The organism is Streptomyces sp. NPDC004284, from assembly GCF_042874035.1.
Classification (GTDB): Bacteria; Actinomycetota; Actinomycetes; order Streptomycetales; family Streptomycetaceae; genus Streptomyces.
The window spans coordinates 674,757-698,566 of the sequence record NZ_JBIAMJ010000001.1 but is presented as its reverse complement, the minus strand read 5'-3'; the positions used below and the strand labels follow the sequence as shown (position 1 = coordinate 698,566).

Here is a 23,810-nt window from a genome sequence, read left to right as displayed (position 1 = left end):
TCACTCCTTCGGCGCCGCGATCTCCGCGTACTGGCGCCGGAGGTACGCGCCCACCCGGGCCGGCATGTCCATCGCGGACGGGTCGAGGGCCCACTGGATCTGGAGGCCGTCCATGACGGCGAGGTGCTCCTGGGCGACGCCCAGGCAGTCGGTGTCGGGGCGGAGCTCGCCGCTGCGCACGGCCTCCTCCAGGAGCTCGACGGTGTGCCGGAGCACGCGCGCGTAGCGCTCCTTGAAGTACTGGTGGGCGGGGTGGTCGGCGTTGCCGGACTCGCCCACCAGGACGTTGAACATCCGGACGATGCCGGGGCGCCGGGTGTTCTCCTCGATCAGGGCGACGAGGGTCTCCAGATAGGCGGCGTACGACTCGGGGTCGACGCTGAACAGCCGCTCCACGTCGTGCTGTTCGCTCTGCGCGAGGACCGAGAGGAGCAGGTCCTCCTTGCTGCGGAAGTGGTGCAGCAGACCGCCCTGGGTGATCCCGCAGTCGCGGGCGATGCGGGCGAGGGAGGAGGCGTTGAAGCCCCACTGTCCGAAGTGGTCGACGGCGGTGTCCAGGATCTTCTGGCGGCGTGCGTCGCCGACCGCGTAGCTGCCCCTGCCTGCGCTCTTGCCCGCGCTCTCGCGGGGCGCTCGACCCGTGTTCTCCGGCATGCGGTCACCTTAGCCGGGTCCGGAAAAAGGTTTCCGCCGTGTGACCCAGGACACAATACAGAAACCTAGTGGTCACTCAGTTTTCGCGTTTAGCCTGTGGTCGCCAAAGGGTCGGCACCGCCGTCGGCCCGTGACCGACGGAGTCCTCCCCATGACCTTCGGTCGAGTAGCCCCGGAGCCACCCATGCACCCGTACCAGGACCCCGCCCTCCCCGTCGACGCGCGCGTGGAGGACCTCCTCTCCCGCATGACGCTGGAGGAGAAGGCCGGCCAGATCTTCCACACCATGCTCATGATGAACGCCGACGGCACCCCGGTGACCGAGGCCGACGGGGACACCCTGGAGCTCACCACCCCGCAGCTCATCCAGGACCTGAAGCTCACCCACTTCAACCTGCTCGGCACCTACGGCGCCCGCGAGATGGCCCTCTGGCACAACGCGATCCAGGAGATGGCCGAGAGCACCCGGCTCGGCATCCCGGTCTCCCTCTCGACCGACCCCCGGCACTCCTTCACCGACAACATCGGCGCCTCCTTCAACGCCGGCGCCTTCTCCGCCTGGCCCGAGGCGCTCGGCCTGGCCGCGATCGGCGACCCGGAGCTGGTCTTCCGCTTCGCCGACACCGTCCGCCGCGAGTACCTCTCCGTCGGCTTCCGCACCGCGCTCCACCCGCAGATCGACCTCGCGACCGAACCCCGCTGGTCCCGCCAGACCGGCACCTTCGGCTCCGACGCGAAGCTGACGGGCGAACTGGTCCAGGCGTACGTGCGCGGCCTCCAGGGCCCCGAGCTCGGCCCGGACTCGGTGGCCGCGATGGTCAAGCACTTCCCCGGCGGCGGCCCCCAGAAGGACGGCGAGGACCCGCACTTCCCGCACGGCAAGGAGCAGGTCTACCCGGGCGGGATGCGCGACTACCACCTGGAGCCGTTCAAGGCCGCGATCGCCGCCGGCTGCTCGCAGATGATGCCGTACTACGGCCAGCCCGTCGGCACCGACTGGGAAGAGGTCGGCTTCGGCTTCAACAAGGGCGTCATCACGGGCCTGCTCCGCGAGGAACTCGGCTTCACCGGCATCGTCTGCACCGACTGGTGCCTCCTCATGGACGCCCCGATCTTCGGCGAGATGCACGAGGCCCGCGCCTGGGGCGTCGAGCACCTGAGCGTCGCCGAACGCGCCGCCAAGGCCCTGGACGCGGGCGCGGACCAGTTCGGCGGCGAGGAGTGCCCCGAGGTGATCGTCGAGCTCGTCACGACGGGCCGGATCCCCGAGGCGCGGATCGACGCCTCCGTACGGCGCCTGCTGCGGGAGAAGTTCCTCCTCGGCCTCTTCGACGAGCGCCGGTACGTCGACCCCGACGAGGCCGCCGAGACCGTCGGCCGCGCCGACTTCACCGCCGCGGGCGCCGCCGCCCAGCGCCGCTCGCTCACCGTACTCACCGACGGCCCGCTCCCCCTCTCGGGACGACCGAAGCTGTACGTGGAGAACGTCGACCCGGCGGCCGCCGCGGCCTACGGCGAGATCGTCACCGACCCCGCCGACGCCGACCTCGCGATCCTCCGGCTCCGCACCCCGTACGAGGACCGCCCGAACAAGTTCGAGTCCTTCTTGCACTCCGGCAGCCTCGCCTTCCCCCAGGAAGAGCTGGACAGGATCCTCACCCTCCTCACCGCCACCCCCACGGTCGTCTGCGTGAACCTGGAGCGGCCCGCCGTCCTGCCCGAGATCGCCGAACACGCGGCCGCACTGATCGCCGACTACGGCGCGAGCGACGAAGCCCTCCTCGACGTGGCCTTCGGCCGTGCGAAGGCCGAAGGCAAACTGCCCTTCGAGCTTCCGCGCTCGATGGCAGCGGTGGCGGCGTCCCGGCCGGACGTGCCGAACGACACGGTGGATCCGGTGTTCCCGCACGGCCACGGCCTGCAGATCTGACCCGGGATCCAGAATCCGGGATCCAGAATCCGGGATCCCGAACATTGGATCCCGAGTGCTGGATCCCACCCCTGGAGCCCGACTTCTGGAGCCAGTGCTCGGATTTTGGATCCAGGATCCCGGATCCAAAATTCGGATATCGGATCCAATATCCATGATTCGGATATTGGATCCGGGATCCGCCCACAGACCGCGGGGCATCTGACGACCCCGCGCCGATCCGGGGCCCGCCCGTGGGGGGCCGGGCCCCGGATCCTCTTCTCCCTGCCCGCATGTCATGCTCATGAAGGGACCGCACGCATGCGCACGTACCTCGCGCTGTCCGCAGCAGCCGCCGTACTCGCCGCCGCCGGCGCCACCGCGTACGCCACCACTCCCGGCAGCACCCCCGGCAGCACTTCCGTCTCCCGTCCGCTGGCGGGGATGCGGATCCTGATCTCCAACGACGACTCGATGCAGGCGGCGAAGGCGAGCAACTCCGACGGGCTCGGCCTGTACGAGCTCCGCCGGGCGATGTGCGCGGCCGGTGCCGACGTGGTGGTGATGGCGCCCTGGCAGGTCCAGTCCGGCAAGGGCACGGCCGTCACCAACGGCGGGGTCCTGACCGTCCAGCGCCGCACCGTTCTGCCCGCCGGCTACGAGGACGACTGCGCCCAGGCACCCTCCGGCGGCGCGGTGTACGGCGTCTGCCTGGCCGACGGCCCCTGCACCGGGAACTCCCCGTCCGCGACCCCGGCCGACACCGTCAAGCTCGCCCTGCGCGCCGGCCTGAAGGCCAAGGCCGGCTGGAACCAGGCCCCCGACCTGGTGCTGACCGGCATCAACTCCGGCCCCAACGTCTCCGCCCAGGTCAACGACTCCGGCACGGTCGGCGCCGCCGTCGCCGCCCTCGACCAGGACGTCCCCGCGATCGCGTTCTCCTCCTCCGGCGACGAGACCAACACCGTCTTCCCCCGCGTGAACTACCGCGCCAACGCCGAGTTCGGCGCCCGCTTCGTCGCCGGCCTGAAGGAACGCGGCCTGCTCACCAGCGGCTTCGCCCTCAAGGTCGACTACCCCGACGTCAGCGCCGGACAGCGCGCCGGAGCCCCCGCCTGGACCCGCGTCGGCGACGGACAGGTCGTCTGGCACGCCTACGAACAGACCGGCCGGGACTCCTTCGGGATCGGCCTCGGCATCTGCGAGGAGAACCCCGGCGACCCCTGCACCGAGACCACCGGGAACGCCGACTCCACCGCCCTGCTCCGCGAAGGCCGGATCGCCGTGGCGCCGATCACCGCCGACCGCACCTACGGCGTCCCGGTCGGCGCCCGCCGCGAGCTGAAGGCGATCGAGCGGTACGTGGAGCACGAGGCCCCGCGCTCGTAAGACCCTTGACCCGTAACGCTCGTTATGCGTTTGTCCCGGCCGTCGCCGCTTCGCGAGGATGGCCGGGACGAACCGTACGCACACGAGCAACGGAGTGATCATGACCAGCCCCGTCACCCTCGACCGCCGAGAAGGGCCGTACGGAGAAGTTGTCCTCCGCCGCCGTGCCGAGCACTACGAGATCATCGCCAACGGCACCTTCCTGATGGACACCTCCGACGGGCGCTCCGAGCGGCTCCTGATCGACGCGGCCCTGGCCGCGCTCCCCGAGGGGTCCCGCCAGGGCGCCTCCGTCCTCGTCGGCGGCCTCGGCGTCGGTTTCTCCCTCGCCCATGCCGCCGCCGACCCCCGCTGGGGCCGGATCGCGGTCGCCGAGCGGGAGGAGGCGATCATCGACTGGCACCGGAAGGGGCCCCTCTCCGCGATCTCCGGGCCCGCGCTCGCCGATCCCCGGACCGTGATCCTGCACACGGACCTCGTGACCCACCTCCACACCACCACCGACACCTACGACGCCCTCTGTCTCGACATCGACAACGGCCCCGACTGGACGGTCACCGAGGACAACGAATCCCTTTATTCGGCCGAGGGATTGGCGGCCTGCGCGGCCCGGCTGAACCCGGGCGGGATCCTCGCCGTGTGGTCCGCGCAGCCGTCCGCGGATTTCGAGGAGTCGTTGCGGAATGCCGGATTCAGCGGGGTACGGACGGAAGAGATCCCCGTTGCCCGGGGCGTCCCCGACGTGGTCCACCTCGCCGTCCGTCCCGGGTAACTCCTGGATAGCCGGGACGCCGTCGGTACCTCTAGGCTGCTGCACCGACATCGGCGACGCGAGGCGGGGCAATGGAGCAGACACACACCACTCACCACGGTGCGGCGGCCACTCCGGGGGCCCAGCGGCGCGTCCTGGTGGTCGAGGACGACGCCACGATCGTGGAGGCGATCTCCGCGCGGCTGCGCGCCGAGGGCTTCCTCGTCCAGACCGCGACCGACGGTCCCGCGGCCGTCGACGCGGCCGAGGCCTGGCAGCCCGACCTGATGGTCCTGGACGTGATGCTGCCCGGTTTCGACGGCCTGGAGGTGTGCCGCAGGGTCCAGGCCCAGCGTCCCGTCCCGGTCCTCATGCTGACCGCCCGCGACGACGAGACCGACATGCTGGTCGGCCTCGGCGTCGGCGCGGACGACTACATGACGAAGCCGTTCTCGATGCGCGAGCTGGCCGCCCGGGTGCACGTGCTGCTGCGCCGGGTGGAGCGGGCCGCGCTCGCGGCGGTCACCCCGCGCAGCGGGATCCTGCGCCTGGGCGAGCTGGAGATCGACCACGCGCAGCGCCGGGTCCGGGTCCGCGCGGAGGACGTGCACCTGACCCCGACCGAGTTCGACCTGCTCGTCTGTCTGGCGAGCACCCCCCGGGCGGTGCTCTCCCGCGAGCAGCTGCTCGCCGAGGTGTGGGACTGGGCGGACGCCTCGGGCACCCGGACCGTGGACAGCCACATCAAGGCGCTGCGCCGGAAGATCGGGGCCGAGCGGATCCGCACGGTCCACGGCGTCGGTTACGCGCTGGAGACCCCGGCGCCGTGAACCCGCCGGGGCCCCGGGGGCCGGACACGGGACAGGGGTCGCGACGGCCCCGCCGGATCGTGATCTCGATCAAGACCAAGCTGGGCGCCCTGGTCGTCGGGGCGGTGCTGCTGACCTCCGGTCTGGCCCTGGTGGCGATCCGTACCTCCACGGAGTTCCGGTACATCACGATCTTCGCGATGATCGCGACCCTGCTGATCACCCAGTTCGTGGCGCAGTCCCTGACGGCGCCGCTCGACGAGATGAACACGGTGGCCGGGTCGATCTCGCGCGGCGACTTCAGCCGCCGGGTGCGGGGTGCGGACCGGCGGGACGAGCTGGGCGACCTCGCGTCGACGATCAACCGCATGGCGGACGACCTGGAGGCCGTCGACCGGCACCGCAAGGAGCTGGTGGCCAACGTCTCGCACGAGCTGCGCACGCCGATCGCCGCGCTCCGGGCCGTCCTGGAGAACGTGGTGGACGGGGTGTCCGAGGCCGATCCGGAGACCATGCGGTCGGCGCTGAAGCAGACGGAGCGGCTCGGCCGGCTGGTGGAGACGCTGCTCGACCTGTCACGCCTCGACAACGGTGTCGTCGCGCTCAGGGCGAGCCGTTTCGAGGTCTGGCCGTATCTGTCGGGGGTGTTGCGGGAGGCGAACCTGGCGGCGTCCCAGCGCGGCCTGTCGTCCACCTCGGGCCTGCACCGCCGTACGGACGTCCATCTGCATCTGGACGTGTCGCCGCCCGAGCTGGTCGCGCACGCGGACGTGGAGCGGCTGCACCAGGTGATGGCGAACCTGATCGACAACGCGGTGAAGCACTCCCCTCCGCACGGCCGGGTCACGGTCCGGGCCCGGCGCGGTCCGTATCCGGACTCGCTGGAGCTGGAGGTCGAGGACGAGGGTCCCGGCATCCCGGAGTCGGAGCGGCACAAGGTCTTCGAGCGGTTCAACCGGGGCGCGGCCCCGGATCGGCAGGGTCCGGGCAGCGACGGAGGGACGGGGCTCGGGCTCGCGATCGCGCGGTGGGCGGTGGATCTGCACGGCGGCGGGATCGGAGTGGCCGAATCGTCACGTGGCTGCCGCATCAGAGTCACCCTTCCGGGCAGTCTCCCCCCGCGAGATTGACGTAGGGTTCGAACCGGAAGCGCGCGTTCTGCGTGTACATGAGCGGGACCTGCTTGTCCGTGCCTGTACGTGAGCGGGACGTGATCAGGGGTGCGGCCGAAGTGGGCCGTGCTCGCGCTTTTCCGTACCCTCACACATGTGGAACCACGCTTGTTTCCCGCCATTCAAGGCGTCGAAACACGCTGTCAAGTGTGACTTGCGCAACGTTGGACTGCCTGGCCTGCACCTCTCGGCCGGACAGGCGTAGCCTTTATTTCCGCTGTCCATCACCTTGCGAAGCGGAAGAGGGCGGTTGCCGCCGTGTCGTCTCAGTCCCCCAGTACCCCGAGCTCCCCGGCCGACCAAGACGGGCAGGGCGTGAGCCCCGCAGCCGCCTTCGGTGCCAATGAGTGGCTCGTCGACGAGATCTACCAGCAGTACCTCCAGGACCCGAATTCAGTCGATCGTGCCTGGTGGGACTTCTTCGCCGACTACAAGCCCGGAGCGTCGGAGACCCCGGCCGCCCCGGCCGCCACCACTCCGAGCGCGCCCGTCGCGCCGCAGGCGGGCCCCGCACAGGCCGCGCCTTCGGCTCCGGCGGCCGTTCCGGCCCCCGCGCCCGCCCCGGTCGCGGCCCCGGCTCCCGTGAAGCCGGCCGCGGCCCCCGCGCCGGTCGCCGCGAAGCCCGCCGCCGCCGCTCCGGCCGCGGTCAAGGCCGCCCCGGCCGCCGAGGCGCCCGCCGGCCCCGAGCTGATCACGCTGCGCGGCCCCGCCGCCGCGGTCGCGAAGAACATGAACGCCTCCCTGGAGGTGCCGACGGCCACGTCCGTCCGCGCCGTCCCGGTGAAGCTGCTCTTCGACAACCGGATCGTGATCAACAACCACCTGAAGCGCGCCCGGGGCGGGAAGATCTCCTTCACGCACCTCATCGGCTACGCGATGGTGCAGGCGATCAAGGCCATGCCGTCGATGAACTACTCCTTCGCGGAGAAGGACGGCAAGCCGACCCTGGTCAAGCCGGAGCACGTGAACTTCGGCCTCGCGATCGACCTGGTCAAGCCCAACGGCGACCGCCAGCTCGTCGTCGCGGGCATCAAGAAGGCCGAGACGCTCAACTTCTTCGAGTTCTGGCAGGCCTACGAGGACATCGTCAAGCGCGCCCGCGTGGGCAAGCTGACGATGGAGGACTTCTCCGGCGTCACGGTCTCCCTGACCAACCCCGGCGGCCTCGGCACCGTCCACTCCGTGCCGCGTCTGATGCCCGGACAGTCCGTCATCATGGGCGTCGGCTCGATGGACTACCCGGCCGAGTTCCAGGGCACCTCCCAGGACACCCTGAACAAGCTGGGCATCTCGAAGGTCATGACCCTGACCTCGACGTACGACCACCGCGTCATCCAGGGCGCCGCCTCCGGCGAGTTCCTGCGCATCGTCGCCAACCTCCTCCTCGGCGAGGAGGGCTTCTACGACGACATCTTCAAGGCGCTGCGCATCCCCTACGAGCCGGTCCGCTGGCTCAAGGACATCGACGCGTCGCACGACGACGACGTCACCAAGGCCGCGCGCGTCTTCGAGCTCATCCACTCCTACCGGGTCCGCGGCCACGTCATGGCCGACACCGACCCGCTGGAGTACAAGCAGCGCAAGCACCCCGACCTGGACATCACCGAGCACGGCCTCACCCTGTGGGACCTGGAGCGGGAGTTCGCGGTCGGCGGCTTCGCCGGCAAGTCGATGATGAAGCTCCGCGACATCCTCGGCGTCCTGCGCGACTCGTACTGCCGCACCACCGGCATCGAGTTCATGCACATCCAGGACCCGAAGCAGCGCAAGTGGATCCAGGACCGCGTCGAGCGTCCCCACGCGCGCGTGGAGCGCGAGGAGCAGCTCCGCATCCTCCGCCGCCTGAACTCGGCCGAGGCCTTCGAGACCTTCCTGCAGACGAAGTACGTCGGCCAGAAGCGCTTCTCCCTGGAGGGCGGCGAGTCCGTCATCCCGCTGCTCGACGCGGTCATCGACTCCGCCGCCGAGTCGCGCCTGGACGAGGTCGTCATCGGCATGGCCCACCGCGGCCGCCTCAACGTCCTCGCGAACATCGTGGGCAAGTCGTACGCGCAGATCTTCCGCGAGTTCGAGGGCAACCTCGACCCGAAGTCGATGCACGGCTCCGGCGACGTCAAGTACCACCTGGGCGCCGAGGGCACCTTCACGGGTCTCGACGGCGAGCAGATCAAGGTCTCCCTGGTCGCCAACCCCTCGCACCTGGAGGCGGTCGACCCGGTCCTGGAGGGTGTCGTCCGCGCCAAGCAGGACGTCATCAACAAGGGCGGCACGGACTTCACCGTCCTGCCCGTCGCCCTCCACGGCGACGCGGCCTTCGCCGGCCAGGGCGTCGTCGCCGAGACGCTGAACATGTCGCAGCTGCGGGGCTACCGCACCGGCGGCACGGTCCACATCGTCATCAACAACCAGGTCGGCTTCACCGCCGCCCCGGAGTCCTCGCGTTCCTCGATGTACGCGACCGACGTGGCCCGCATGATCGAGGCGCCGATCTTCCACGTGAACGGCGACGACCCGGAGGCCGTGGTCCGCGTCGCGCGGCTCGCCTTCGAGTTCCGCCAGACGTTCAACAAGGACGTCGTGATCGACCTCATCTGCTACCGCCGCCGCGGTCACAACGAGGGCGACAACCCGCAGTTCACCAACCCGCAGATGTACAACCTGATCGACAAGAAGCGTTCGGTGCGCAAGCTGTACACCGAGTCGCTCATCGGTCGCGGCGACATCACCCTCGAAGAGGCGGAGCAGGCGCTCCAGGACTTCCAGGGCCAGCTGGAGAAGGTGTTCGCGGAGGTCCGCGAGGCCACCGCCGCCCCGGCGGCGACGACCGTCCCGGACGCGCAGGCCGAGTTCCCGGTCGCCGTCACCACCGCGGTCTCCCAGGAGGTCGTGAAGCGGATCGCCGAGTCGCAGGTCAACGTCCCGGAGCGGATCACGGTCCACCCGCGTCTGCTCCCGCAGATGCAGCGCCGTGCCGCCTCCATCGACGACGGCACCATCGACTGGGGCTTCGGCGAGACCCTCGCCATCGGCTCCCTGCTGATGGAGGGCACCCCGGTCCGCCTGTCGGGCCAGGACTCCCGCCGCGGCACCTTCGGCCAGCGCCACGCGGTCCTGGTCGACCAGGAGACCGGCGAGGACTACACCCCGCTGCTCTACCTGGCCGAGGACCAGGCCCACTACAACGTCTACGACTCGCTGCTCAGCGAGTACGCGGCGATGGGCTTCGAGTACGGCTACTCGCTGGCCCGCCCGGACTCCCTGGTCGTCTGGGAGGCCCAGTTCGGTGACTTCGTCAACGGCGCGCAGACCGTCGTCGACGAGTTCATCTCCTCGGCCGAGCAGAAGTGGGGCCAGACCTCCGGCGTCACGCTGCTCCTGCCGCACGGCTACGAGGGCCAGGGCCCGGACCACTCGTCCGCGCGCCCGGAGCGCTTCCTCCAGATGTGCGCCCAGGACAACATGACGGTCGCCATGCCGACGCTGCCGTCGAACTACTTCCACCTGCTGCGCTGGCAGGTCCACAACCCGCACCACAAGCCGCTCATCGTCTTCACCCCGAAGTCGATGCTGCGTCTGAAGGCCGCGGCGTCCAAGGTGGAGGAGTTCACCACCGGCGGCTTCCGCCCGGTGATCGGCGACTCGACGGTCAACCCGGCCGACGTCCGCAAGGTCGTCTTCTGCGCCGGCAAGGTCTACTACGACCTGGAGGCCGAGCGTCAGAAGCGCGGTGACACGGAGACCGCGATCATCCGTCTGGAGCGCCTGTACCCGCTGCCGGGTGCCGAGCTGCAGGCCGAGATCGCCAAGTACCCGAACGCCGCGAAGTACATCTGGGCGCAGGAGGAGCCGGCGAACCAGGGTGCCTGGCCGTTCATCGCGCTCAACCTGATCGACCACCTGGACCTGGCGGTCGGCGCGGACATCCCGGCGGGCGAGCGCCTGCGCCGGATCTCGCGTCCGCACTCCTCCTCCCCGGCGGTCGGCTCGGCCAAGCGTCACCAGGCGGAGCAGCAGCAGCTGGTCAACGAGGTCTTCGACGCCTGATCGACCACTCCGTACGCGTGCGGAAGGAGGCCCGGCACCCCACTCGGGGTGCCGGGCCTCCGGCGTTTTCCGCGCTCGTACGGGCTGTCAGCCCAGGTTGGCCTCGAAGTCCCAGTAGGGCCTGTTCCGCTGCCGTGCCGACAGGGTGTGCGGGTGCTGGGCGCCGAGCGTGCGGGTGAGGGTGAGCAGCGCGTCCTCCTCCAGCTTGCCCGCCTCCTCGTTCTCCCTGAGGCCGCGCAGGTCGGTCGCGAGGGCCACCTGGCTCGACAGGGTGAGCGGGTGCTCGTTGCCCAGGGTGTGCCGGGCGCGGCGCAGGGTGTCCCGGCTGAGCTCGGCGGCGTCGTGCACCCGGCCGTTGAAGTTGCGGGCGGCGGAAGCGTTGAGGGCGCAGCCGAGGACCCAGGGGTGGTCGGGTCCGAGCGAGGAGGTCAGTCCGGCGAGCGCGGCCTCCAGGATGGCCAGGGCGTCCGCGCGTTCGCCGGCCGCCTGGAGGACGAGGGCGGTGTTGGCGAGGACTCCGGTGGCGACCGGGTGTGCGGGGCCGAGGAGGGCCCGGTAGCCGGCTTCGGCCTCGTGGCTGAGTTCGCGGGCCTTGTCGAGGTCGCCGTGCTCGCGCAGGAAGTTGGCGTAGTTGTTGATGGACGAGAGGGTGATGTAGTGGTCGCGCCCGTGCACCTGCTGCATCTGTTCGAGCACGCTCGCCATGGTGGCGCCGAGGTCCTGCTGGAAACTGCCCTCCCGCCGGCGGCACAGGGCGAGCTGCGCCCGGGCGTACAGGGTCTGCAGGTGCTGCGGCCCCATGACCCGGACGTGCACGCGGACGTTGGCCTCCTGGCGGGCCAGCGCCTCGCGGTACTGGCCGAGCAGGCGCTGGTCCTGGGCGACGTTGTTGCCGAGGATGAGGGTCTGCGAGTGCAGGGCGCCGAGAGTGCTCTCCGCGCGGGCGAAAGAAGCGATGTCCTGCTCGTACGCCTCCTTGTAGCGTCCGAGCATCCGCAGGGCGACCCCGAGGTTGTTCCCGGCGACGAGGGTGAGGAACTCGTTCTCGCCGAGCAGACGCCGGGACTCCGCGACGACGTCGCGCTGCATGCGTTCCGACTCCTGGTACTGACCGAGGTAGCGGAGGTCGCTGGCGATGGAGATGAACGAGCGGAGCGAGCCGAGCGGATCGGGAACCGCTGCCTCGTCGAGGCGGGCGCGCAGGGCGAGATCGAGTTGGTGCGCGTCACGGAAGCGTCCGTAGCTGCGCAGGATGGAGCACTCCTGGTTGGTGAGTTCCTGCATCTGGGGGCTCACCGGGTCCATGAAGGTGGACCAGTTCTCCCGGATCCGTTCCGCGAGCCGGATGCCGGCCCGGTATTCGGCGCTGCGGAAGCAGTAGCGCAGGCAGTTGAGCACGGCGGTCTGCACGCGCGGGTTCTGGCTGGCCAGGGCCCCGGAGGGCTCCAGGTGCGGCAGCAGTTCGGCGTACCGGGGCCAGTTCCGGCTGTCCAGGGGGTTGCCGGGGTCGGCCTCGGCCAGCAGGACGCGGACGGCCTTGCGGTGGGCCGCGCGGTGTTCGCCGTCGGTGAGCCGGGCGACGATGTCGTGGACGAGCCGGTGCATGTGCACGGACTCCTGGTGGGGGCCCATCTCCCCGCTGGCGACCGGGCCGCGCGACTCGCGGCTGAGTACGGAGTAGTTGACCAGGGTGTCCAGGGCCCGGGACCAGGCGGCGAGGTCGGCGACCATCCAGCGCAGGTCTTCGGGGAGGTCGGCCTGCGGGTATGCGCGGACGATGCCGAGCGGGATGCGGCCGGGGGCGAAGGAGGCGCACAGGCTGAGCACGTCGATGGCCTGCGGCTGGGTGCGTCGGAGCCGGTTGATCAGTATCGACCAGGAGGTCAGGGAGGAGTGGGGGATGCCGTCGCCGCCGGTCGGCTCGTCCATGGTGTTGATCCGTCCCTCGCGGACCATGCGGAGGTACTCGGGGACCTCCATCCGGGACTCGCCGAGCCAGGCGGCGGCCTGGACCAACTGCAGCGGCACGTCGTCGAACTCGGCGGCGACCTCGTCGGCCTCGGGCGCGGTGATGTGCGGGGCGCGGCGCATCAGATAGCCCGTGGACTCGGCCCGGTCGAAGCCGCGGATGTTCAGGGTGTCCGTGAATTCGTCCCAGCCGCGGTTGCGGGAGGTGATCAGCACGTGGCCGGGGCCGTGCGGCAGCATCACGTTCGCGCCGTCGGTGTCGTCCCAGCCGTCGAAGACGACGAGCCAGCGGGAATGCGGGTCGCCACGGCGCAGGGCCTCGCGGACGGCGCGGATGCGTTCGCCGGGCTCGTTGCCGGTGGTCAGGCCGAGTTCGGCGGCGAGTTCGCCGAAGCGGTCGCGCTGCACGTTGCGGTCGTCGGAACTGACCCACCAGACGACGTCGTAGTCGGAGCTGAAGCGGTGGGCGTACTCGGCGGCGATCTGGGTCTTGCCGATGCCGGACATGCCGACCAGGGTGCACGCGGCGTTGCCGCGCTCGGCGTCCATGAGCCGTTCCTGAAGCTCGGTGAGCAGATCGTCCCGGCCGGTGAAGCGGGGGTTGCGGCGCGGGATCTCGCCCCAGATCTCGGGCGGGGTGTCCGGGAAGCGGACGAGTGATCCGGCGGGCAGCCGGCGGCCGGTGGCGCGGCGGGGCTCGATGCCGAGTCGGCTGAGCAGGCGGGCCTCGGCCTCCTCCTCGCCGACGCCCCACAGGCTGACGGGTTCGAGGACGGCGGTGGCCGGGAGCAGGGTCCGGTTGGTGAGGTTGACCGCGGCGAACCGCTCGGCCTTGGCCGCGACGAAACCGCGCAGCGCGTCGTTCCACTCGCCGGCCGCGCGCGGGCCGAGCTGGAAGAACCAGTCGTCCAGGACGAGCAGCACCTGGCCGCGGGCGAGCAGCAGATCGCCGAGCGAGTCCTCCAGGGGCACTTCGCGCGGCGGGTCCCAGCGCTGCAGGCTGGCACGCACCCCGTGGGCGTCGAGCCGCTGGTTGATCCAGTTCGCCCAGGGGCGGTGGTAGCCGGGGAAGACCACGAGTACGTGCTGCGGTGCACTCCCGGCTCCGTGGTCCGCCGCACCGCCCGACCGCTGTTCCGCCATCTGTCGTGTCTCCCGTCCCGCTCGCGCGCAACGCAGTGTCATGTGCCGTGGGCACAGTGTTACCCAGCGGCGAGGGGAGCCGCGCCCAGGCTCGCGTGATGCAGCCGCATTTGATGCGTGAACTCCCTTCCCTCCAAAGTCAGTTCATCGGATTCAAGCAGGATCTTCAGCGCTTCACCCACCTGATCGTGGATGTCGTCGAACTGTTGCCCGGCACCGGACCGCCAGGACCTCGGCACGCCGTCGGCGGTGACCACGCGCCGCCACAGGTCGGCCAGGGCCAGGTGCGCGTAGGCACCGTGCAGGACGCCCGCGATGGGCCGCGGGTCCGGCCGCCAGCCGACCCGGTGCACGGCCTCCCGCCCGGGGCCGTACAGCGGCACGAGTTCGTGGAGCGTGGCCAGCTTGCTGTGGTGGAGCTCGTGCACGAGCGTCTCGGCCATGCCCTCGCCCTCGGCGGGCAGCGAGGTCAGGATGGCTCCGGGAGCGGCGCTGAGGGTGGCGCCGAGATGCCGTGGCCCGCGCGGGACGAGTGGAACGACCACGCGGACCACGCGGGCGACCTCGGCCGCCCGGCCGGGATCGGTGCGCAGCAACAGGTCCCGGGCGGCCCGCCACCGGGCGGACCAGGCGGCGTGGTCGGTGTCGGCGTGATCGGCCGCGGTCACCGCCGGGGCGCCGCCCGGCACCCGGTACGGGTCGAGGTCGTCCAGGCGCGCGACGCCGCCCGGCAACGGACGCACCGCGCTCCAGTCAGGTCCATGGCCGGTGAGCACGCGATGGTGCCGGTCGACGAGCGTGAGGCCCGAGGCCACGGCCCGGCGGGCGCCGTCCGGGTGGAACCGCACGGTCCGCTCGCCCGCGCTGATCCGCACCCGTTCCGCGGCCACCCGCAGCCGGCCCACGCCGGGCAGCGGGAGCAGACCGTCCGGCGTCTCCACGGTCAGGTCGAACGGGCCACCGCACCGCAGGGCGGCGGTGGCCGCGAGGCTGTCCAGGTGGCCGAGCATCCGGTCGAAGTCCGGCCCGGCAGGCTCGGCGAGCGCCCCGGCGAGCCAGGCCCCGGTCGTCGGGTAGTCCAGGACGTCCCGGACAACGGCAGGATGCCGTCGCTCGACCCGTTCGAGCAGTTCCCAGGAGCGCTCGAACCTGCTGAGCACGCCCTGTTCGACGGACTCGCGATCTCGGCCGACCCGGATCAGGAGTGCCTTGAGGAGCAGCAGCCGTCGGGTGTGCAGGGCGGACCGCAGCACGGCGAGTCCGGCCGGGGCGGGGCTGACCCGGGCCAACTCGGCGAAGGCGGGCGCGAGCAGGGGCGCGCCGTTCACTCCCGTTCCCCTGGGCCGTCGGCGGGCGGCACGCATCTGACCGAAAACAGCCGGTCGACGCGGCCACTCCACCGGAGCTCAGCCGTGGACCCCGTCCCCGTTCCCGCCTTCGAACCAGGAATCCCCCAACTCCTGCGGATGCCAGAGCACCCGCTCGACGGCGGCCGCCAGGGCGGGATCGTCCATGAAGCGCAAGGTCCGCAGGTCCACATCGGCGAGGTCGGGCAGGCCCCATGGCCGGTCGCTGCCCCTGTCGACGGCTGCGACCCGCTTCGTGTGCTCCAACACCCTCGGCTCCTCCTCACCGACCCTTGTCCCCCACGGTCGTAGCGGCGGAGCGGTTCTTCCCGACGTCCGAAAGCCAGAAACCCGTTCGACTCAACTGCGCCCATGTGCGCCCCCGTTATCAAGCCGTTCCGATTCCCCTTCGCGCCATTCCCACCAGGGCGGCGCGATCCGGCGCCGTTCCTCGCGGGAGAGGCGGCCCGGTCGCGGGCGGTGGTCGGCGCTCACCTCGGCGAGCAGGTCCCTGGTCCGCTCCACGTCCGCCCAGTCCACCGGCACCAGCATGCCGTCGAGGCGTCGCCACTGCTCGGCCGCCTCCGCCAGGACGGTCGCGGCCTGGCCGACGCGGTCCATCAGGTACAGCACCGCCCCCTGGGCGTGGAGCGCCCGCGCCAGGGTGACCGTGCCGGGGGTGTCGCCGTGGGCGGCGCGGCTGTCGTCGGCGGCGCGCCGGAAGTCGGTGAGGGCGACGGCGAGCTGCCCGTCCCTCGCCGCCTCGCTCAGCTGCAGTTGGGTCCAGCCCAGTTGGAGCCTGACCTCGGCCCGGGCAGCGGGGTCGGAGGTGGCGCGGACGGCCTCGTCGAGGAGGTGGCGGCTCTCGTACAGGTCCGGCAGGAAGCCCGCGCGGTCGAAGCGCAGGGCGAGCACGCTGCCGATGAGGATCCGGGCCCGCTCGCGGGCGGCGACCCCGGCGGGGAGGCAGGTGAGGGCCTCGCGCAGCACGGACTCGGCGCGGTCGACCGGCCCCGTCCCGGTGCCGGCGGCGGCGCGGCGCAGCAGGGACTCGCCCCAGGCGAGCAGCAGTCCGCCGCGCTGCGCGCTCCCGGCGGGGGCGAGCAGGCCGGCCTCCTCGTACGCCTGGTCGGTCCCCGGGCCGTCGCCGGTGGCCTCGTGCAGGCGGGCGCGTGCGACGGCGTGACGCAGCCTCAGGGCGCGGCCGTCGCCGAGGAGGGCCTCCGCCCGGTCGAGGACGGGGGCGACGCGGTCCGGTCCGGCCTTGGCGAGGTACAGGGCGTCGGCGAGGTCGAGCAGGCCTGCGGCGCTCTCCCGCAGCCCGACGGCTGCGGTGAGCTCCTCGGCCGCGGCGGCGCCGTCGCCGCGCGCCAGGAGCAGCCGTCCCCGGCGCAGGTGCAGGGTGGGCCGGGCGGCCGGGGGCCACTGGTCCGCGTCCCCGGCGAGGGCGGCGAGGGCGGCGTCGAGCTGCCGGGGGTCCTCGGTCTCCTGCCACAGGGCGTGGTGGACGACGGCCCGTTCGAGGCGGGCCTCGGCCCAGTGCTCGTCCCCGGGCCGGGCCAGCCTTCCGGCGTGTACGAGGGTGTCGGCGGCCCGGGTGAGGAGCTCGGGGCGGCGGCCCGCACGCCGGACGGCCCCGGTGCCCGCCTCCGCGTACAGGATGCGTCCGAGGAGGAGCCGGGCCTCGACGGGCGCGGCGGGGAGCGCCTCCTCGGCGCGCTCGCGGGCGGCGGCGAGGAGGGCGGGGTCGGACTGGGCGCGTCCCTGGTCGAGGAGGCGGCGGGCCTCGGTGAGGGGGTCGGGGGTGACGAGGTCGGGGTGGTAGAAGCGGAGCACGCGCGCGGGGATGCGGGCGAACAGCTCCGCCTCGGCGTCCTCGGGACCGATGGGTTCGTCGGTCCCGTCGGGCGAGACGGCGAGACCGGGTCCGCCCTCGCCGGCGGCGGGGCCGTGGCCGGCGAGGCGGGCGGCGGCGAGCGCCGGGAAGTTGCGCGTGCCCTGGCCGAAGTTGCGCTCCACGTACTCCGAGCAGTGCTTGAGGACGAGGGCGGCGGCGCCGGGATCGAGCGAGCCGAGGAGGAACTGCTGGATGCCGGGCGAGTAGCTGAAGCAGGGGTACGGGGCCGGGCCGGGCCGTCGGCGCAGGAGTCCGCTGAGCAGGACCTCGGCCAGTTCCATGGGCCCGGTGTCGGGCAGCATCGCGCGCTGGACGAGCTGCATGACGGGGAGGGTGAGCGGGGCCGCCGCGAGGTGGACGGCGAGCCGGAGCGCGCCGGGCGAGGCGCCGGCCCGGAAGGCGTGCAGGAGTTCCTCGTCGGCGCGGGGCGTCCGCGGTGCCCGCGGCGTCCGCGGCCGGGCCGGTTCGGGGGCGAGCCAGGCGGCCCAGCCGCGTACGGTGTCGCCGCCGTGGCCGGTGTGGAGCCGGGCCCAGGAGGCGAAGGCCTCGGGGGTGGGGGTGAGCACGGGCACGGCCCGCCGGGTCGGGTCGAGGGCCGCCCAGGGTTCGTCGTCGGAGCGGAAGACGGCGGGGCCGCGGGAGGCGGCGGAACGCTGGAAGGTGCCCGGTTCGGCGGGGAGCGCGGTGCGCGGCCAGAGGCGCGGGGGCAGCGGCTGGACGAGGGCGAGCGGGGAGTGCCGGGGCCACTGGCGCAGGAAGCGCTGGGCGGCGCCGCGCTGCCAGAGCGGGCCGACGCAGTCGCTGACGATGAGGGTGAAGCGGCGTCCGGTGGGGTCGTGGAGCTGGTCGACGGGGCGGAGCCGCGGTCTGCCGTCGGTGCCGCTGGTCGTGGTGACGAGCGGCGGCCCTTCGCCGGTGTCGTACAGCCGGTGCACCTGGACGTCGCGGAAGGCGCCGGACTGCTGGCAGGCCTGGCGGAGCTCCTCGACCATGCGGTCCCAGACGACCATGGCGGGGCCGGTGTCCATGAGGAGCTGGATGTCGGGGCGGCGGCCGGCGGCGGGGCGCAGGACCGGGGTGAGGATGCCGGCGGCGGCGCTGCGCTCGGCGGTGGCCTCCTCGTCGAGGGTTCCCTCGCCGGGACGCGGCGGGACGGGCGCGTACCCCCGCAGCGGGCGCAGGGCCTTCTGGAGGCCGAGGAGTCCGGGCAGGGCGTTGGCGCCGGGCGCGCGTACGGGCAGGGTCGCGCCCTGCCCCGTACCCCCGCCGACGCCGCCGCGCGCTCCGTCCGCCGGGGCGGCTCCGCCGCGCATGTGGATGCCGACGGACTCACCGCCGCCGGTACGCGCGGGCGTGCGTCCGGGCGCCTCCTCACGATTGGCCGGATCTCGCCTCTCGTCGGCGGGCCGGGCGGTCCCCGTGCTCCTGTCGTCCGCGCGGGACGGCGGCTCCGGATCGGGAGTCTCCGGTTCCGGCAGCCACTGGGACAGCCAGAGCGCGTCCGCGACGGCCTCGGCGGACGGGTCCGCGCCGCCCGCCCGGAGTCTGCGGGTCAGCTCCTCCAGAGGCATCCGGTCCGTCCGGGGCATCCGGTCATCACCTCGGCTGATCGAGCGGCTGCATGAGCATCTCCGCGATGCGTTCCCTGGTCACCCGCTCGGCGCGGGAGGCGTGCTGGGTGAGGTAGAGCGCGTTGAGCAACTGGTCGGTGGCGATGACCTCGCCCGGCTCCCGGTTCAGGAAGCGCCGGACGAGGCCCTGTTCGCCGTCGCCCGCCGCGGCGTCGGGCCCGAGGTGGGCCTCGATCATGGCGCCGAGCTGCTCCTCGCCGGGCGGTTCGAGCTCCAGGCGGATGCAGCGGCGCAACAGGGCGGCGGGGAAGTCCCGTTCGCCGTTCGAGGTGAGCACGATGAAGGGGAAGGTGGTGCAGCGGATCCGGCCGCCCTGCACCGGCACCTTGCGGCCGTCGTCGCTGAGCACCTCGACGACGGGCTCCCGATCGGCCAGCCGCTCCAGCTCCGGAATGGCGAACTCGCCCTCCTCCAGGGCGTTCAGGAGGTCGTTCGGCAGGTCGAGGTCGCTCTTGTCGAGCTCGTCGATGAGCAGCACGCGCGGCTGCTCGGACGGAAGCAGCGCGGTACCGAGCGGCCCGAGCCGGATGTACGACCCGATGCCCGCCGGGGCCGCGGCGGCGGAACCGGACGCACCCGACTGGGCCCGCTCCAACTGGACGTCCTGGAGACGGCCGATGGCGTCGTACCGGTAGAGGCCGTCCTGAAGGGTCGAGCGGCTCACGATCGGCCAGCGCAGCACCCGACCGAGGCGCAACTCGTGCGCGACGGCGTGCGCGAGGGTGGACTTGCCGGTCCCGGGATTCCCCGTGACGAGCAGCGGCCGCCGCAGATACAGGGCCGCGTTGACGGCGTCGGTCTCCGCCGGCCGGGGGTGATGGTTCTGGACGAGCCTCCGCTTCACACCGAGCCGCCGGTCCGATCCCGCCAGGGTGTCGTCCGCGCCCCCCGCCGAGAAGTCCCGCCAGGGCGGCGGAGCGGGCAACCGCCGTATCTCGTCGTGCGGATGCCCGGCCCCACGGTAGATCCGCCAATCGTTCACGATGGACTCCTCCTGGCTGTGGTCTGCTGGCCGGGCCCGTCGAACGTACCGCCCGGCCCCCACCCCTGCCGACCCCCAATCCGGTCGTCCACGACCGAGTCGTGAACTGCCGGACACCCGACCCGAAGAAGGGCGAACGGGACCTGCGCCGGGCCCGTGCGCGCGGGGCGGACGGGGTGGGACGGGCCGCGCGTCGGGGCCGGGTCCGTGGGGCGGGCCGGGGTGGACGGGCGCGGCGGCCGGGACGCGCTCGGGGGGGGTTGAACGGGCCTCGTACCGGAGCCGGACCCGTGGGGCGGGGCGGGGTGGACGGGCCGCGCGTCGGGGCCGGGTCCGTGGGGCGGGCCGGGGTGGACGGGCGCGGCGGCCGGGACGCGCTCGGGGCGCGCCGTACCGCCGTCACGGGTCCTCCTCGCCGAGGAGTGGCGGGGCCTCCAGGCGGCCGGCGTGCGGTGGGCGGTCGGGGGGGTCGTACAGGACGGCGATGGTCTCGGCCCAGGCGAGGTCGGCGCGCTCCGGGACCAGGGCGCGCAGGGAACGGATGGGCTCACCGAGCCCGTGGGCTGTGCGGGCGTCCGCGAGCAGCCAGTCCGCCTCGACGTGGAAGGCCGCGCAGTCGGTGTGGTCGTGGACACCGGTCCGCCAGAGGGCCAGCGGGTGGCCGGCGGCCAGGGCCGCGTTCATCGCCATGAACCCGTCGCCGCTGCCCACCGGGCCGCAGTAGACGGGAACGGTGCCGCCCTCGACCTCGCGGAGCCGCTCGAGGGTCTCCTCCGGGGTCTCCCGGCGCACGCGCGGGGTGTGGGCGTCCGGGCCCGCGCCGGGCACCTCGGCACGCAGCGGGGTCGCGCGCAGCGGCCCCCGCACCCCGGCCTCCCAGCGCGCCCGCCACTCGGGCGACGGCTCCGTGTCGTGGCGCCGGGCGTCCCGGATGACCACGATGCGGCGCTGTCCGAGGGTGGTGGCCCCCCACGTCTCGTCGGGGCCCTTCGGGGGTTCGAGCCGCCAGGTGTCGAGCGGTTCGTCGAAGAGCTCGCGCGGCAGCACGGCTTCCACGGAGGCCAGGTGCGGCCCGTTGTCGCCGAGCCGGAGGGCCTCGGCGAGCGGCCCGCGCAGGGTCTTCTTGAGCTGGGCCCGCTCGACGCCGCGGTCGTCGCCGTGGAGCGGGGTGACCATGTGCCCGTCGCGGAGCAGCTTCACGCGCCACGGGTAGCGCCGGTCCCAGCGGGGCGTGTCGATCTCCAGGAGCACGTCCGCGCGTGCCCGGCGCTCGCGGACGCGGGCGAGGGCCGCCGAACCGCCGGAGCCGATCAGGTCGTCGATCTCGCGGCGGAGGTACGGGCCCGCGTCGGCGGCCCGGTCGATGATCCAGTTCCGGAAGGCGGTCGTGTCGCCCACCCCGCCGGGACGGCCGGAGACCCGCCGGACGACGTGGGCGGCGTACAGGAGGACGGCGTCGAGGCCGGGGTCGCCCGGATCGGTGCGGCCGGGCGCGCGCAGCCCGTACAGCAGGGCGGCTCCCTCGCACCATCTGCGCGGGTCGTCCTCGAACGCGTCCGGGGTGGTGTCGTTCCTGATCCAGGCCTTGACCTGGTCGACCAGGTCCATGATCTCGCCGGGGTTGATCGGCTCGGGCAGCGCGGCGAACTGTCCCCGCAGCCGGGTGCGGAGCTGCGGGCTCAGCGGGTGCCCGCCGCCGGACTGCCGCTGCGCGCGCGTCCAGTCGGATCGGTCGTCCGTCGACTGGAGGTAGTGGTCGAGGTGATGACGGTCGTGGTCGCGCAGGGCCTCGGCCCAGTACTCGCCCCCCGGCGCGTCGTGCAGACGGCGCAGGTCGGTGAGGGGGACGAGGGCGCCCTGATGGGACCAGCGTCCTTTGTTGAAGCCGATCACGGCACCCATGACGTCGTCGACGACCGGGCCGCCGGAGCAGCCCTCGACGGGCAGCGCCCTCTCCGTCACGAGGGCATGGGCGTCCACACCGCTCAGATCGCCGTGGATCTGACGGATGCCCAGCTCTCCGGTCTCCCGGGACCAGCCGTGCAGACCGACCTGGGTGGTCCGGGCCGGGGGCCGGTCGGCGAGCATGACGCAGGAGGCCTTGGACGTGCCCGGTACGCGCACGAGTGCGACGTCGGGGAAGCCCCAGGGCTCGGGGCGCACGTCGGGATCCTCGGGCCGGGGCAGGGCGAGCATCACCGTGCCCTTGGAGTGGCGCGTGTCCCTGCCGTCCTGCCAGGTGATGCCGACGGCCGGCTCATTCCTCCACACCGCTCCACCCCCCTCGGCCACGACATGGGCGCAGGTCAGCACCCAGCCGGGGGCGATGAAGAAGCCGGTGCCCCAGAACCGGTCGCCGTCCCGGTCATACCCGCCCCGGGGAGCCCCGATGCGTACGAGTGCGGGGCGCACGAGAGCGTCGAAGGCGCTCATGCGGCGCCATCGGCCGCCGGGCGCCGCTGCGGGCCGATGCCCGAGCGCGGTTCCGCGCCCTCGGGTGCGGACACCGCCGCGGATTCGGCCTGCTCCGTCGGTGAAGCCGTCGCCGCCTGCGGAGCCGTCGCCGTCTCTGACGCCGTCGTCGTCTCCGAAGCCGCGGGGCCCTGTTCGGTCCAGGTGAGGGAGACGTTCACGGAGGCCTTGCCCGCGCCGTCCGCGAGGACGCCGATCACCTTGCCGGACTGCGCGGACAGTTCGATGCCGAAGCTGACGGCGACCTCCACCGACCCCTGCGGATCGAGGCCGGCGCGCAGGGAGCCGACGACTCCGCGCACCACGTCCGTGAGCCCGCCGGCCATCGAGACCACCCGGTCCCTGACGCCGGTGTCCTGGAAGCCGCCGCCTCTGCCGAGCTCTTCCGCGTCGCTGACCCGTGCCCAGACGGGCGTGCCGTCGTCCAGTCGAATCCGAGCGATCCCGTGTGCCACAGCGGCCCCCGCTCCCCGAAGCGATGTTGGATCCAGAAGGCTAATCGGTGGGACTGACGGGCGACAGGGGATGTGAGGGGTACGGCCTATCCTGATCGCATGTACTTCACCGACCGTGGCATCGAGGAACTGGAGAAGCGGCGCGGCGAGGAGGAGGTCACCTTCGAGTGGCTCGCCGAGCAGCTGCGGACGTTCGTCGATCTCAACCCCGACTTCGAGGTGCCGGTCGAGCGCCTCGCGACCTGGCTGGCCCGTCTGGACGACGACGAGGACGAGGACGAGTAGGAAGCCCCTCCGGCTGCGGGGTCACCGCTCCCGCAGCCGGTCGTAGGCGAGCCCGAGCGCGCCGTGCGCGACGAGCAGCGCCCCGGCCGTCGCCCAGCCGCCGCTGCGCCGGCCGGCGCCCCAGAGCAGCAGCGGCACCCCCACGAGGAGCTGCGCCCCGCTCAGTGCGCGCGCCTTGGGACCGCGCAGGTACGGGCCGAGGGGACCACCCTCCACCACGTCGAGCTCGGCGCGCACGGCGCCTTTCCAGCCCGCCCATTCGAGCTGCTCGGCGCCCTGGGCGAGGGCGACGGAGCGGAGCCGGTCGGCGCTCTCGCCGGGGACGATTCCGGTGGGCAGGACGAGTCCGGCGCGGGCGAGGACCGCGACGACGCCGAGGAGCCGGGCGTGGGCGTCGGCGTCCGGGTCGGGCCCGGTGAGCGGTTCGAGGGCCTGCACGTCCAGGACGGGGTCGAGGTCGAGCCGGGCGGCGAAGGTGCGCATGGCCTCGTCCTCGCCGACGGGGGTGCCGTCCGCGAGCCAGGTGTAGCCGACCGTACGGCGGAAGCCGGCGGCGAGCGTGAAGCCGGCCCGGTCGCGGTCCCACCAGAGCGCGACGACGGGCCAGCCGGCGGCCGAGACGGCGAGGGCGGTGGCCCAGCCGGTGACGACCTGTTCGACGGGTTCCCCGCCGTGCAGCCAGGGCTTCCCCTCCGGTACGAGCACGCTCCATTCGGCTCCCGCGGGGGCGAGGAGCAGCTGCTCCCGTAGGAGGTGGGCGGGCGGCCGGACCGCCTGGGGTTCGGCGCGGCAGAGCAACAGGGCTCCGACGGGGTGCGGTCCGGATGTCGCGTTCATGCGCCTTACGCTAGGCCATTTTGTCCACTTAAGTCGCACATCACCCCCTACCCCATCAGGGAAGAG

At 72.6% G+C, this 23,810-nt stretch carries 16 protein-coding genes; 7 read left to right on the top strand and 9 right to left on the bottom strand.

Annotation, left to right across the window (positions count from 1 at the left end; all coding sequences use genetic code 11):
• Complete coding sequence (locus tag ACFYUS_RS03255; protein ID WP_388845052.1) at window positions 1-654, bottom strand: TetR/AcrR family transcriptional regulator; 654 nt, start codon at window positions 652-654, stop codon at window positions 1-3.
• A 184-nt stretch (window positions 655-838) separates the two neighbouring features.
• Between ACFYUS_RS03255 and ACFYUS_RS03250 the strand changes: the two genes are divergently transcribed.
• The 6 genes from ACFYUS_RS03250 (at window position 839) to ACFYUS_RS03225 (ending at window position 10,728) form a co-directional block, all read left to right on the top strand.
• On the top strand, window positions 839-2,584 hold the full coding sequence (locus ACFYUS_RS03250) for a glycoside hydrolase family 3 protein (RefSeq protein WP_388845050.1): 1,746 nt from the start codon (window positions 839-841) through the stop codon (window positions 2,582-2,584).
• A 300-nt stretch (window positions 2,585-2,884) separates the two neighbouring features.
• Window positions 2,885-3,952: a 5'/3'-nucleotidase SurE gene (gene surE / locus ACFYUS_RS03245; protein WP_388845047.1), complete on the top strand. Its 1,068-nt coding sequence runs from the start codon at window positions 2,885-2,887 to the stop codon at window positions 3,950-3,952.
• A 100-nt stretch (window positions 3,953-4,052) separates the two neighbouring features.
• Window positions 4,053-4,724, top strand: coding sequence for a spermidine synthase (locus tag ACFYUS_RS03240; RefSeq protein ID WP_388845044.1), 672 nt, complete (start codon window positions 4,053-4,055; stop codon window positions 4,722-4,724).
• 71 nt (window positions 4,725-4,795) lie between these two features.
• Window positions 4,796-5,533 (top strand): response regulator transcription factor, encoded by a 738-nt coding sequence (locus ACFYUS_RS03235; protein WP_030688813.1) that lies wholly within the window; start codon window positions 4,796-4,798, stop codon window positions 5,531-5,533.
• A gap of 56 nt (window positions 5,534-5,589) precedes the next feature.
• Window positions 5,590-6,642 (top strand): ATP-binding protein, encoded by a 1,053-nt coding sequence (locus ACFYUS_RS03230; RefSeq protein WP_388845975.1) that lies wholly within the window; start codon window positions 5,590-5,592, stop codon window positions 6,640-6,642.
• A gap of 300 nt (window positions 6,643-6,942) precedes the next feature.
• Window positions 6,943-10,728, top strand: coding sequence for a multifunctional oxoglutarate decarboxylase/oxoglutarate dehydrogenase thiamine pyrophosphate-binding subunit/dihydrolipoyllysine-residue succinyltransferase subunit (locus ACFYUS_RS03225; RefSeq protein WP_388845041.1), 3,786 nt, complete (start codon window positions 6,943-6,945; stop codon window positions 10,726-10,728).
• A gap of 87 nt (window positions 10,729-10,815) precedes the next feature.
• Here ACFYUS_RS03225 and fxsT read toward each other — a convergent pair whose 3' ends face one another.
• The 7 genes from fxsT to ACFYUS_RS03190 all read right to left on the bottom strand — a co-directional run bounded on the left by fxsT (window position 10,816) and on the right by ACFYUS_RS03190 (window position 22,622).
• Entirely contained in the window at window positions 10,816-13,839 is a 3,024-nt protein-coding gene (gene fxsT / locus ACFYUS_RS03220; RefSeq protein WP_388845038.1) for an FxSxx-COOH system tetratricopeptide repeat protein, read from the bottom strand.
• Between the two features lie 59 nt (window positions 13,840-13,898).
• Window positions 13,899-15,167, bottom strand: coding sequence for an aKG-HExxH-type peptide beta-hydroxylase (locus tag ACFYUS_RS03215; protein WP_388845036.1), 1,269 nt, complete (start codon window positions 15,165-15,167; stop codon window positions 13,899-13,901).
• Window positions 15,168-15,245: 78 nt separating this feature from the next.
• Window positions 15,246-15,455 (bottom strand): hypothetical protein, encoded by a 210-nt coding sequence (locus ACFYUS_RS03210; protein WP_388845033.1) that lies wholly within the window; start codon window positions 15,453-15,455, stop codon window positions 15,246-15,248.
• A gap of 90 nt (window positions 15,456-15,545) precedes the next feature.
• A complete protein-coding gene (locus ACFYUS_RS03205) occupies window positions 15,546-18,671 on the bottom strand; it encodes an SAV_2336 N-terminal domain-related protein (protein ID WP_388845030.1) in 3,126 nt (1,041 codons plus the stop codon).
• A 7-nt stretch (window positions 18,672-18,678) separates the two neighbouring features.
• Window positions 18,679-19,695 carry an AAA family ATPase gene (locus ACFYUS_RS03200; protein ID WP_388845027.1) on the bottom strand — a complete coding sequence of 339 codons (1,017 nt, stop codon included), beginning with the start codon at window positions 19,693-19,695 and terminating at the stop codon, window positions 18,679-18,681.
• Between the two features lie 399 nt (window positions 19,696-20,094).
• The gene (locus ACFYUS_RS03195; RefSeq protein WP_388845024.1) at window positions 20,095-22,128 is read right to left on the bottom strand and encodes a trypsin-like peptidase domain-containing protein; all 2,034 of its coding nucleotides are present in this window, start codon (window positions 22,126-22,128) and stop codon (window positions 20,095-20,097) included.
• Window positions 22,125-22,622 (bottom strand): CU044_2847 family protein, encoded by a 498-nt coding sequence (locus tag ACFYUS_RS03190; RefSeq protein ID WP_388845021.1) that lies wholly within the window; start codon window positions 22,620-22,622, stop codon window positions 22,125-22,127. The genes ACFYUS_RS03195 and ACFYUS_RS03190 overlap by 4 nt, the downstream gene beginning before the upstream one ends.
• A gap of 99 nt (window positions 22,623-22,721) precedes the next feature.
• Here ACFYUS_RS03190 and ACFYUS_RS03185 point away from each other — a divergent pair, with 99 nt between their 5' ends.
• Window positions 22,722-22,907: a DUF6104 family protein gene (locus ACFYUS_RS03185; RefSeq protein WP_018102711.1), complete on the top strand. Its 186-nt coding sequence runs from the start codon at window positions 22,722-22,724 to the stop codon at window positions 22,905-22,907.
• 21 nt (window positions 22,908-22,928) lie between these two features.
• Here ACFYUS_RS03185 and ACFYUS_RS03180 read toward each other — a convergent pair whose 3' ends face one another.
• A complete protein-coding gene (locus ACFYUS_RS03180) occupies window positions 22,929-23,744 on the bottom strand; it encodes a hypothetical protein (protein ID WP_388845018.1) in 816 nt (271 codons plus the stop codon).
• Window positions 23,745-23,810 lie beyond the last annotated feature (66 nt).